We start from the raw sequence: 12,059 nt of genomic DNA on the forward strand, positions 1-12,059 counted from the left end.
CTTGTATGACAGCTTCCGGGTGCCGTCGTGATCGGTTTCCGACGGAACTACCGCGGAACGCCCGCCGAATTTCTACGGCGGTCTGCACACCCACACACGCTTGAGAGGTTGACCACCGGTGGCATCCATCCTGGCCGCGTTCGAGCGCGGAGGGGGGCGGCGGCGGAGCCGAAGACGCGCGGACATGCCGCTCCTGGGCGGCATCCGGCCCCCCATCGCCCTGCTCTTCGTGCTGACCCTGGCCATCGCGGGGCTCACCGCGAAGGTGCTCGGGCCCGCCGGCGACGCGGTGGTGTCCGACGCCGTACTGACCTCGCAGCAGCACTTCGCCGAGGACGGGGCGATCGCGCTGCGTGCCTCCACCGACGAGCGGGTCGCGGACCTGAACCGCACCGCCGCGGTACTGAACGCCGGAGCGCCGGTCGAGCCGGAGCAGGTCCTGTCGGATCTGGGCACGACCTATCAGAAGTGGACCGGCACCACCGTGCTCGACCTGGAGAGCGGAAAGGTGCAGGCGGCCAGGGGCGAGCAGATCCCGCTGGCCTGGCTGACCGAGGACGTGCTCACCGGCGATCAGGCCCTGGTGCCCCGCATGGTGCGGCTGAACACCGGTGACGTACGCCTGATGACCATGGCGGTGCTGAGCTGGGAGGGGCAGCCGCAGCACCTGCTGATCGCGTCCAGCAGCCTGTCCGTACCGGCGATCAACCTGGGACCCTTCCGGACCATGGCCGTGGTGGCCGCGGACGGGGAGGTCCTCGCCACGGCCGGCTTCGAACAGTCCGAGGCGCTCGAAACCGACGAGCAGCGCGATGAACTCGCCTTCCTCCAGAAGCAGATGACCGAGTTGTCCGAGCGCGCCGCGGAGCTGGCCGGCGAGCACCCGGTCAGCGCCAATGAACCCGGCTCGGGCGGCTATCCGGGCGTCAGCGGCACGCTGCTCGGCGAGGTGTTCAGCGGCCGGCTGACCACGGCCGGCTACGCCTCCCTCTCCTCGTCCGACCCCGGTGAGAAGGAGAGCGTCGGCGCCGGACTCGGACTGACCGTGGTCGCCATGCTCCCGGTCGTCCAGCAGCAGAGCGTCAGCCAGGGCAACCGGGAGCTGTACGGACTGCTCGTGGCCGGTGCGCTGGTGGTGCTGGGACTGCTGGCGGTGACCGTGCTCTGGGCCTCGGTGCAGCGACCGCTGCTGCGGCTGTTCCTGGAGTCGCGGCGGCTGGCCCGCGGCGATCTGACCCGCCCGGTGGACGTGCCCCGCTGGGGCGAGGCCGCGCGTATCGGCCGGGCCCTTGAGCGGCTGCGGTCCGGGATGGCCGGTGCCGTGAGCGGCGACGCGCCGTCCGCCGGGCGCTCCAAGACGCGATTAGGGGTGCGCGTACCGCTCGCCCTCACGGCCGTGATGCTGCTGCTGTGGTGCGTCCCGGTCGGGTTTCTGCTGAACCGTACGGACGACTCCGTCAGTGTCCCGGCGTCCATGGTCAATGACCAGCGCGACCGCACGGACCTGGTCGCCGACCGGGTGCGACGGGCCCTCAACGAGGCCCAGGCGGACCTGGTCTCCACCACCCGGCTCATCCCCGCGGACGCCGACGCCGCGGGGATCACCCGGCTGCTGGAGGACACCCTGGGCGAACACGCCCGCTACCAGTCCCTCTACCTCCTGGACCAGGACGGCAAGGTCACCGCCCGGGCCGGGGCGGAGCCCGCCGCGAACTGGGGCGACGGGCCGGACCTGCCGCTCGTGCGGGTCGCCGGCGAGGGCGGCGAGAAGCCGGTGATCCAGACCGGGGCGCCGATGCCCGGGGAGAAGGGCGGCACCCTGGTCGGCGAGGTGCGGGTGGAGTTCCTCAACTCGCTGCTGAACCGGCCCGGTCTGGGCGAGGTCCGTGTGGTGGACGCCGAGGACCGCACGCTCGCCGCCAACGACGGCTTCCTCGCCTTCGAGGAACTGCCGAGCGACTCCCTCACCGGCCTGGTGCGCGCCGGGAACGTCCAGATCGGCGCGGGCCCGGTGGAGAACGGCCTGCTGATCCGCGACGGGGGCGGGGTCACCGTCGCCGCGGCGGCGCCCTTCACGGGCGGTGGCGCCGCGGCCGACATCGGCTGGTCGGTGGTCAGCTGGCAGAACGCCCAGCAGTTCGAGATCGCGCCCTACGAACTTGAGGACCGCAGTGTGCTCGCGGGCATGCTCGGGCTCGCCGCCATCGTCGTCTGCCTGGGCTGGGTGCACCTGGTCGTGGCCCGCCCGCTGCGCGCGCTCGCCGCCGCGGCCGAGCGTCTCGCCGACGGTGACCTCAAGACCGTGCACTTCCCCCGCTATCACGACGAGGTGGGCGCCGTGGTGCGCAGCCTCGAACTGCTCCGCCAGCAGCTGCTGGCCCGCAGACAGCACGAAGCGCGCCGGCAGCTGGAGGTGACGGCCGTCCCCGGTGCCGTCGCCGACGGGCCGCTCGCCGCGCGAGGAAGGTGACCCGCCGTGCTCTATCTCTACGTCGTGCTGCTGATCGGCAGCCTCTTACTCCTGGTGGGAGGCATCGTGGAGCAGCGCAGGCACTACGCGAGCCTGCACAGCATCCCCTCGCGCGTGCTCGTCAACGGCATCCGCGGCAAGTCCTCCATCACCCGGCTCTGCGCGGGCGCCCTGCGCGGCGGCGGGGTGGTCACCGTCGCCAAGACCACCGGGACGGCGGCGCGGTTCATCCACCCCGACGCCACCGAGGAGCCGGTCTACCGCAAGTTCGGCATCGCCAATGTGGTGGAGCAGATCGGCATCGTCCGCCGGGCCGCCGCCTACCGCCCCGACGCCCTGGTCATCGAGTGCATGGCGGTGATGCCGGCCCTCCAGGAGGTCAACCAGAGCAAGCTGATCCGCTCCACGATCGGTGTGCTGTGCAATGTGCGCGAGGACCATCTCGCCGAGATGGGGCCGACCCTGGACGACGTGGCGCGTTCCCTGTGCCGCTCGATGCCGCAGGACGGCATCTGCGTGACCGCGGAGAAGGAGCGGTTCCACATCCTCCAGGAGGAGGCCGACGCCCGGAACTGCAAGCTGGTCTACGCCGACCCGGACATGGTCACGGACGAGGAACTGCGCGGGTTCAGCTGGTTCACCTTCAAGGAGAACGTCGCCATCGCCCTGGTCGTGGCCGAGCTGGTGGGCGTGGAACGGCAGGTCGCCCTCCAGGGCATGTACGACGCCCCGCCGGACCCCGGAGTGCTCTCGGTCGAGCGGTATGTCACCCCTGAGGGCAAGCGCCTCGCCTTCGCCAATGTCTTCGCGGCGAACGACCCCGAGTCGACGCTGATGAACATCAACCAGCTGCTCGACCTCGGCGCCGTCCACCGGCCCCTGAACGTCGTCATCAACTGCCGCCCCGACCGGGTCGAGCGCAACGGCCAGATGGGCGAGATCGTCCCCGACCTGGAGCCGGACAACGTCTTCGTCATCGGGCACCCCGCCAAGAGCGCCATCGACGCCATCCCCGCCGAGTGGCGCGAGAAGGCCATCGACCTGGGCGGCGACCGGCGCCCGGCCGAGGACTTCATGCCGGCCCTGCTCGGCCGGATGGCGGCCGACGCCTCGCTCGTCGCCATCGGCAACATCCACGGCCAGGGCGAGGAACTCCTGGAGTACCTGGCCGAACTCCCCGAGGACGACAGCGCCCCCGAGCCCGGGACCGAGCAGCCGGTGGTGGCCGCGTCGGCGGACCGGCTGGACCCGTTCGCGTCCTACCCCGCGGCCCAGGAGGAGCGCTACCAGGCATCCCAGACCCAGGAGATCCCGGTACTGCACCTTCCGGCCCAGCAGCCGGGGACGTACACCGAACACCCGTACGACCCCATGGCCGGCCACCAGCCCGCCGCCCACGTGGACGGCACCCCCTACGCCACGGACGAACAGGTCTGGTCGTACGCCCCCCAGGGCCCCTACGACCCCCAGGGGACCTACGACTACGACCCCCAGGGCACCTACGCCCCCCAGGCCCCGCAGGACCACCCGTACGACCCGTACGGCCACAGTGCCTACGACCAGTCCCACCCCCAGCCCCACCCCCCGTACCCCCCGTCCGGCAGCGGCGAGCCGCCCTCGCGTCCCTGACGTCCCCCGCCGACGTCCCCGCCCCGCCGTTCTGCCCGCCCGCGCCGCCCGGAGACTCTGTTGACCACCGCTGCCCTGACGCCCGAGATGGCCGCCCTAGGCATTGCCATCGGCCTCTTCTTCTCCCTGATGTGCTACCTGACCACCAATCTGTCCCCGGGCGGGATGATCACGCCGGGGTGGCTCGCCCTGACCCTGATCGAGGACCTGCAACGGACCGCCATGGTGATCGGGGTCACCGCGCTCACCTATGGCGGTACGAGGGTCATGCAGCGGCTGGTGATCCTCTACGGCAAGCGGCTGTTCGCCGCGGTCGTGCTGCTCGGCGTCCTGCTCCAGGCCACGGTGATGATCGTGCTCTCCCTGGAGTTCCCGCTGCTCTACGGCAACCAGACGCTGGGCTTCATCGTGCCCGGCCTGATCGCCTACCAGCTGGTCCGCCAGCCCAAGGGGCCCACCTTGCTGGCCACCGGCACCGTCTCGCTGCTCGCGTACATCGTCGTCGCCGCCGGGCTGCTGCTCGGCATCATGCCCACCGTCTGAACCGGAACCGAGGAGTAAACCGATGGCAGGGAAAGGGAAGAAGCAGCCGCGGCCGGTGGTCTCCGGCCTGGTGGTGCTGGCGCTGGTGGCGACCTCCGGCTACCTCACCGTGGAGCTGCGCAAGACCGACGAGGGGGGAGTGACGGAGATCACCAATGTCAGTGTCCTGGACGGGCTCGGCGGCTCGGCCGAAGCCTCGGAGGACCCGGCCGAGCAGACCTGGTCACGGCTGGAGAATCCGGCGCGGTCGGTGCTGCGGGGCGCGGACGGCCAGATCAAGGCGGTGCTCACCGACGGTGCCCGGTCGGCGACGCTGACCGGCCCGGCCCGCACCTTCACCGAGCCGTCGTCGACCAGCTCCAAGGTCTCCACCACCGACTGGGTGCGGATCATGCCGGAGCCGTGGACGGAGGGCGCGGAGAAGGAGAGCTGGTTCAAGGAGTGGTACGACGAGTACCGCGACAGCGAGGAGGACGATCTCTTCGCCATCGCCTTCCAGTACGTGGCCGGAGCCGCCGACAAGAAGGACGAGCAGGGCACGGTCTACGCGGGCGACGCCGACTTCGGCCCGCTGAACACGACCGGGGCCGAGGACGGCGACCTGCGCCTGGAGCAGTCCGACTTCTACGACTATCTCGGCGTCTCGTACCCGTTCCGGGACGGCGCCGTCGGGTCGCCGGACTCCATGCGGGCCCGCGCGCTCGACTGCTCCGGCTACATCCGGATGATGTTCGGCTACCGCGCCCGCTATCCCCTGATGTCGGCGGACGACGGGTCCGGCGACGGGCTGCCGCGCACCGCCAACGGTATGGCGCGGTCCGACGTGGGCGCCGACATCCTGCCGCTGACCGGGGTCTCGGCGGCCGACCGGCCCTCGGCCATCGACCAGCTCCAACCCGGTGACCTGGTCTTCTTCAAGCTCGACAGCCGCACCGAGGACCGTCTGGACCATGTGGGCATGGTCCTCGGGTACGACACCGAGGGCCATCTGATCTTCATCTCCAGCCGGGAAGAGGTCAACGGACCCACCATCGGGGACGTCGGCGGTGTCTCCCGCCTCGACGGGAACGGCTACTACGCGAAGACCCTGCGCAGCGCCAAGCGCCTGTGACGCGACGGCCCGGCGCGGGAGGGACCGGGAGGGGCCGGAAGGGACCGGGAGGGGCGGGGAGGGACCGGGAGGCGGCGCGGTCAGTTCGCCGCCGCCTCCGCCGACGCCTGGGCCTCGCCCCGGCGTCGGATCTGGCGGAAGGTGAATTCGGCCAGGTCGTCGCCGGTGGCGAAGACCGCCGTGTCGTCGGTCGTGACGTCCTTGCCGTCGGTGAAGCCGGCGACGGTGAAGTAGGTGTAGCGGCCGTAGGAATTCGTCGTGGAGCGGCAGATCGCGGCGTTGCAGAAGGCGTCGATGCCGCCGCCGGACAGGGCGGAGACGACGCTCTCGTCGTCGGCCTGTCCCTTGGCCTCGGTCGCCTGTGCCTCGGTGTCGAAGACGGCCACGCCGACCGTCACCGCCACGCCGTCCTTGGTGTAGGAGACCCGCAGCAGACGGGTGCAGCCGTTGTCGTCCAGGACCTTGGGGAGGGTGCCCTGGGCGGCCGAGCCGCAGTCGCTGGTGTCGGCCGTGGGGCCCTTCTGGTAGACGGTCTCGCCCATGGTCAGCTGGGTGCCCGGGAACAGGCTCTCCGCGCTCAGCGGGGCCGTGTCCTTGGTCGCGCTGGAGATGAATTCCTCGGGGTCCAGCGGCGGCGGAGCGCTGGTCGGCTCGAACGACGGCGCCGGGGCGGAGCCGCTCGGGATGTCCGCGCTGGAGGGGAGCTGGGAGCCGCGCTGGTCCGTGCTGTCGCTGTCGCCGCTCGCGGACACCACGGCCACCGCGACGGCCGTGCCGACGGCGATGGTGGCGAGCGCCCCGCCGCCGATGAACAGCAGCCGGCGCCGCTTCTTGCGGGCCTCGGAGGCCTCGGCGAGGGCAGCCCAGTCCGGCGTCCCGTCGTCGGTGCCGCTGTTCCAGGGCTGCTGCGAATGCGGTTTCCAGGGATCCCACTGGGACTGGGGTCCCCCCTGCCCATAGCTCATGAGGCGCATCTTAGACGGGTGGGGAGAACGGCTGTTCCGGCTCAACGGGCCCTGCGGACCGCGACGTTCGAACCCTTACGACCGGCAAATAGGGATATCTGGGGGTGGTTCGGCCCGCCGTCCGAGGGTGATCGTCGCACTGTGTGGGGGAATGGTGACGGAATGGGAGGGAAGTGGCTCTTCGGGTGGCGGGTTCCCGCTCGTTTTGACCGACAAAAGGAGCCCGGGTATTCTGCTTGTTCGTTGTGTATTGGCTTGCTCATTCTCACGGGACGGGCCCTTACACCGGTCCACCGGGCCGATGACCAGCGACCCCATTACGCGGTATGCGTCGCCGCCGTGCGGTCCAGGCTGTCGTGATCGTTTCGGTGACCTGTTCAGGACCATTCACTCGAAGCGAAGGCTACGAACCGTGCGTACGTACAGCCCCAAGCCCGGCGATGTGACGCGCCAGTGGCACGTCATCGACGCTCAGGACGTCGTCCTGGGCCGTCTCGCCTCCACCACAGCGTCCCTTCTGCGGGGCAAGCACAAGCCGATCTACGCGCCGCATGTCGACACCGGTGACTTCGTCATCATCATCAACGCCGACAAGGTGCACCTCTCCGGCAACAAGCGGACCCAGAAGCTGGCGTACCGCCACTCCGGCTACCCGGGCGGTCTGCGCTCCGTCCGCTACGACGAGCTGCTGGACAAGAACCCCGAGAAAGCCATTGAGAAGGCTGTCAAGGGCATGCTCCCCAAGAACACCCTGGGCCGTCAGATGCTCTCCAAGCTGAAGGTCTACCGCGGCGAGGTCCACCCGCACGCGGCCCAGCAGCCGGTCCCGTTCGAGATCACCCAGGTCGCGCAGTAATTCCGGCCACCCCTAAGACCGAAGAGAATCTGAGGAGCATCGTGGCCGAGACCACTGCCGAGCAGCCGCTCGAAGAGCTTGACATCGAGAGCTACACCACCGAGTCCGAGGTGCCGGTGGAGGGTGAGTACACCTCCGAGTCCCTCGCCTCCGCCTTCGGTGAGCCCCAGCCCGCCGCGGGCCTGGGCCGCCGCAAGAACGCCATCGCCCGTGTCCGGATCGTCCCGGGCACCGGCAAGTGGAAGATCAACGGTCGCACCCTTGAGGACTACTTCCCCAACAAGGTGCACCAGCAGGAAGTCAACGAGCCGTTCAAGGTGCTGGAGCTGGAGGGCCGCTACGACGTGGTCGCCCGCATCGCCGGTGGCGGTGTCTCCGGCCAGGCCGGTGCCCTGCGTCTCGGTGTCGCCCGCGCCCTGAACGAGGCCGATGTCGACAACAACCGTGGCGCCCTGAAGAAGGCCGGATTCCTCCGCCGCGACGACCGTGCGGTCGAGCGCAAGAAGGCCGGTCTGAAGAAGGCCCGCAAGGCCCCGCAGTACAGCAAGCGCTAAGTCTCGCTGCCTGCGCGTACGGTCCGCCCGTCCGGCCGGTGGTACGGCTCGTTTCGTACCACCGGCCGTACGGCCTGTACGGCTTGTACGTACTCCGAACGCCCCGACGGCACGCCACAGTGCCGCCGGGGCGTTCGTTTTCTCGCGTACGCAGGCGTATAACGGCACAAGACGCTCAAAGGCTTGTGTGATCGGATGGCCAGGCATCGTGAGTATGCCTGGGAGGTGGGAGACGCGTGCGCGGGCCGCTCCGGCACGGCTTCCGGTACTGACGCTTCCTCAGGAGGACAAGTGGGACGACTCTTCGGGACGGACGGCGTGCGCGGCGTCGCCAACGTGGGGCTGACGGCCGAGATGGCGCTCGGGCTGTCGGTCGCGGCGGCCCACGTGCTGGCCGAGGCGGGTACGTTCGCCGGCCACCGGGCGACGGCGGTGGTCGGGCGGGACCCGCGCGCGTCCGGGGAGTTCCTGGAGGCCGCCGTGGTCGCCGGTCTGGCGAGCGCGGGCGTGGACGTCCTGCGGGTGGGCGTGCTGCCGACCCCCGCGGTCGCCTATCTGACCGGCGCGCTCGGCGCCGACCTGGGCGTGATGCTCTCCGCCAGCCACAACGCCATGCCGGACAACGGCGTCAAGTTCTTCGCGCGCGGCGGCCACAAACTCGCCGACGACCTGGAGGACCGGATCGAGTCCGTCTACGAGGAGCACCGCACCGGCGCTCCCTGGGACCGGCCGACCGGCGCGGGCGTGGGTCGGGTGCGGGAGTACACCGAGGGGTTCGATCAGTACGCCGCCCATCTCATCGGCGTACTGCCGAACCGGCTCGACGGGCTGAAGATCGTCCTGGACGAGGCGCACGGGGCGGCGGCGCGGGTGTCGCCGGAGGCGTTCTCGCGGGCCGGGGCCGAGGTCATCACCATCGGGGCCGAGCCGGACGGGCTGAACATCAACGACGGATGCGGGTCGACGTATCTGGGGCAGCTGACGGCGGCCGTCATCGAGCACGGCGCGGATCTGGGCATCGCGCACGACGGGGACGCCGACCGGTGCCTGGCCGTGGACCACACCGGTGCGGAGGTCGACGGGGATCAGATTCTCGCCGTGCTGGCGCTGGCCCTGCGGGAGCGGGGGGCGCTGCGGTCACAGACCGTGGTGGCGACGGTGATGTCGAATCTGGGCTTCAAGCTGGCCATGGAGCGTGAGGGTATCCATGTGGTGCAGACCGGGGTGGGGGACCGGTATGTGCTGGAGGAGATGAAGGAGCACGGGTTCGCCCTCGGCGGTGAGCAGTCCGGGCATGTGATCATCCTCGACCACGCGACGACCGGGGACGGCACGCTGACCGGGCTGATGCTGGCGGCGCGGGTCGCGCAGAGCGGGCGGTCGCTGCGTGAGCTGGCGGGGGTCATGGAGCGGTTGCCGCAGGTGCTGATCAATGTGCCGGATGTGGATCGGTCGCGGGTGGGGTCGTCGGGGGATGTCGCGGCGGCGGTGGCCGAGGCGGAGCGGGAGCTGGGGGCGAGTGGGCGGGTGCTGCTGCGGCCTTCCGGGACCGAGCCGTTGGTGCGGGTGATGGTGGAGGCGGAGGATATTGAGCAGGCTCGGGCTGTGGCGGGGCGGTTGGCTGACGCCGTGAAGTCTGCGCTGGGGTAGTTCGGGGGCGGGTTCGGGGTGGGGGGTGCGTTGTCCCTGCGGGCTTTCCGGTGCGTTGTGGCTGGTCGCGCAGTTCCCCGCGCCCCTAGGTGCGCTGCCCTGCCCGGGGTTTGAGGGTCTGGCGGGTTTTTGACCAGAACCACTTCTGGGCCAGCAAGGTCAGGGTGGATGCCAGGATGATTCCCAGGAGGTTGAGGAGGAGTTGTTCGGTGGAGCCCCAGGTCTGGGCACGGTCGCCGTAGGCGAAGGCCACGGCGGCGTTGGCGGCGGCCGGGACCGTGGTGACGGAGATGGCCACGCCGACCAGGGCACCTGACTTGGCCGAGGTCAGGGAGAGGGTGCCGGCGGCGCCGGCCAGGACGGCCACGACGAACGAGAACCAGTCGGGGGCGTACACGAAACTGGTCTGCGGGCGCTCGCCCTCCAACTGGGCCTCGGTGAACAGGCCCACGGCGTCCATGAAGAGGCTGAAGCCGACCGTCACCACCATCGCCACCGCGAACCCGACCAGCAGGGCGACGAGGGAGCGGGCGGCGAGACGGGGCCGGCGGCGGACGATCGACGTGGAGATACCGGCCAGCGGGCCGAACTCCGGGCCCACCGCCATCGCGCCCACGATCAGGATCGCGTTGTCCAGCACCACACCGCAGGCCGCGATCATCGTGGCCAGCGTGATGAACGCGAGATAGGTGAACGAGAGCGTGGACTCCTCGTGGGTGGCGTCGGTGAGGTGGTCCCACAGGACCGCGTCCGCGGCCTCGCCGGGGGCCTCCGCCTCGGCCTTGGTGCCGCGTCTGGACAGGGACAGGTCGATGTTCTCGACGGCGATCGAGCCGTTGTCCTCGATGCCCAGGTCCTGGAGTCCGGTGAGGAGTTCGTCGCCCGCCTCGCGGGCGACATCGCACATCACGACATCGCCCCGCGGGTTGCGGGCCGCGCCCTCCATCACCACCAGGTGCGTGGTGCCGACGGTGTGCTCGATGAGACGCACCACGTCGGCGGTCCGGTCGGCCGGGGTGATCAGGCGCAGATGCAGCAGCATGACGCCTTTCTAACAGGCGTCCCGCGCGGCGCTCACACCTTTCGCAGGCTCAGGCGCTGCACCTTGTGGTCCGGCCCCTTGCGTACGACGAGGGTGGCCCGGCCCCGGGTGGGGGCCACGTTCTCCACCAGATTGGGCCTGTTGATGGTCCGCCAGGTCGTACGGGCGTAGTCCAGCGCCTCCTCCTCGGAGACCTGGGTGTACTTGCGGAAGTACGAGGACGGGTTCTGGAACGCGGTGGCCCGCAGCTTGCGGAACCGATTCAGGTACCAGCGCTCGATGTCCTCGGGGCGGGCGTCGACGTACACACTGAAGTCGAAGTAGTCCGCGAGGCCGACGCGGGTACGGCCGTCCTTGCCGGGGAGGGCGGGCTGGAGGACGTTCAGGCCCTCCACGATGAGGATGTCCGGGCGGCGGACCACGAGCTTCTCGCCGGGGACGATGTCGTACTTCAGATGGGAGTAGACGGGGGCGGTGACCTCGTCCTTGCCCGCCTTGATGTCGGCGACGAAACGGGTCAGGGCGCGGCGGTCGTACGACTCGGGGAAACCTTTCCTCGCCAGCAGTCCGCGCGCCTCCAGCTCCTTGGTGGGCAGCAGGAAACCGTCCGTGGTGACCAGCTCGACGCGCGGGTGCTCGGGCCAGCGGGAGAGCAGCGCCTGGAGGAGCCGGGCGACGGTCGACTTCCCCACCGCGACCGAACCGGCCACCCCTATGACGAACGGGGTGCCCGACTGCGAGCCCTGTTCGCCCAGGAAGGTGTTCAGCGCGCTGCGCAGGCCGGAGGAGGCGCCGACGTAGAGATTGAGCAGGCGGGAGAGCGGGAGGTAGATGTCCCGCACCTCGTCGAGGTCGATGACATCGCCCAGCCCGCGCAGCCGCTCGACCTCCTCGGCGGTGAGGGGGAGCGGCGTCTTGTCCCGCAGGGCGCTCCACTCGGCGCGGGTGAGATCGACGTAGGGAGTCGCCTCCGGGCGGTGCCGGTGGGCGCTCCGGGGCATCGAGGAGACCGGAGAGATCACAGTCCATTGTTACGGGAGATTGAACGGGGGGTGGGGTGGGGTGCGTCACGTGAGCGGCGTGTGACGCTTGCCAGCGCCTCTTGCCGGTGCTTCTTGCCTGGCGGCGTGTGAGGGTACCCGGCGGTGGTGGGGAGCGGCGACCGGCATTCGTACCACCGTGGGAATTTCCGATTTCGGGCACGGTGTGAGCCTTTGGGGAGGGATGTCGATCGTAGGC

10 protein-coding genes are annotated in these 12,059 nt (G+C 70.2%); 7 read left to right on the forward strand and 3 right to left on the reverse strand.

Annotation, left to right across the window (positions count from 1 at the left end):
* The first annotated feature begins 184 nt into the window (after positions 1–184).
* Genes ACFRFC_RS25915 through ACFRFC_RS25930 form a run of 4 tightly spaced genes read left to right on the forward strand, consistent with a single transcriptional unit; the run spans position 185 to position 5,753 of the window.
* On the forward strand, positions 185–2,470 hold the full coding sequence (locus tag ACFRFC_RS25915; RefSeq protein WP_382680613.1) for a HAMP domain-containing protein: 2,286 nt from the start codon (positions 185–187) through the stop codon (positions 2,468–2,470).
* Positions 2,471–2,476: 6 nt separating this feature from the next.
* The gene (gene pgsB, locus ACFRFC_RS25920) at positions 2,477–4,099 is read left to right on the forward strand and encodes a poly-gamma-glutamate synthase PgsB (protein ID WP_382680383.1); all 1,623 of its coding nucleotides are present in this window, start codon (positions 2,477–2,479) and stop codon (positions 4,097–4,099) included.
* 60 nt (positions 4,100–4,159) lie between these two features.
* Complete coding sequence (locus ACFRFC_RS25925; protein ID WP_382680384.1) at positions 4,160–4,642, forward strand: poly-gamma-glutamate biosynthesis protein PgsC/CapC; 483 nt, start codon at positions 4,160–4,162, stop codon at positions 4,640–4,642.
* Between the two features lie 22 nt (positions 4,643–4,664).
* Positions 4,665–5,753, forward strand: coding sequence for an NlpC/P60 family protein (locus ACFRFC_RS25930; protein WP_382680385.1), 1,089 nt, complete (start codon positions 4,665–4,667; stop codon positions 5,751–5,753).
* 80 nt (positions 5,754–5,833) lie between these two features.
* Here the strand turns inward: ACFRFC_RS25930 and ACFRFC_RS25935 are convergent, their stop codons facing one another.
* Positions 5,834–6,718 carry a hypothetical protein gene (locus ACFRFC_RS25935; RefSeq protein ID WP_382680386.1) on the reverse strand — a complete coding sequence of 295 codons (885 nt, stop codon included), beginning with the start codon at positions 6,716–6,718 and terminating at the stop codon, positions 5,834–5,836.
* A gap of 412 nt (positions 6,719–7,130) precedes the next feature.
* Here ACFRFC_RS25935 and rplM point away from each other — a divergent pair, with 412 nt between their 5' ends.
* The 3 genes from rplM (at position 7,131) to glmM (ending at position 9,778) form a co-directional block, all read left to right on the forward strand.
* The gene (gene rplM, locus ACFRFC_RS25940) at positions 7,131–7,574 is read left to right on the forward strand and encodes a 50S ribosomal protein L13 (protein WP_382680387.1); all 444 of its coding nucleotides are present in this window, start codon (positions 7,131–7,133) and stop codon (positions 7,572–7,574) included.
* A 41-nt stretch (positions 7,575–7,615) separates the two neighbouring features.
* Positions 7,616–8,128 carry a 30S ribosomal protein S9 gene (gene rpsI, locus ACFRFC_RS25945; protein WP_382680388.1) on the forward strand — a complete coding sequence of 171 codons (513 nt, stop codon included), beginning with the start codon at positions 7,616–7,618 and terminating at the stop codon, positions 8,126–8,128.
* A gap of 291 nt (positions 8,129–8,419) precedes the next feature.
* Positions 8,420–9,778, forward strand: coding sequence for a phosphoglucosamine mutase (gene glmM, locus ACFRFC_RS25950; protein WP_382680389.1), 1,359 nt, complete (start codon positions 8,420–8,422; stop codon positions 9,776–9,778).
* An 85-nt stretch (positions 9,779–9,863) separates the two neighbouring features.
* Here the strand turns inward: glmM and ACFRFC_RS25955 are convergent, their stop codons facing one another.
* Complete coding sequence (locus ACFRFC_RS25955; RefSeq protein ID WP_382680614.1) at positions 9,864–10,817, reverse strand: DUF389 domain-containing protein; 954 nt, start codon at positions 10,815–10,817, stop codon at positions 9,864–9,866.
* 35 nt (positions 10,818–10,852) lie between these two features.
* Positions 10,853–11,821, reverse strand: a complete 969-nt coding sequence (gene coaA / locus ACFRFC_RS25960) for a type I pantothenate kinase (RefSeq protein WP_382680390.1) — start codon at positions 11,819–11,821, stop codon at positions 10,853–10,855.
* Positions 11,822–12,059 lie beyond the last annotated feature (238 nt).

Source organism: Streptomyces sp. NPDC056734, assembly GCF_042790455.1.
In the GTDB taxonomy this organism is placed as follows: Bacteria; Actinomycetota; Actinomycetes; order Streptomycetales; family Streptomycetaceae; genus Streptomyces.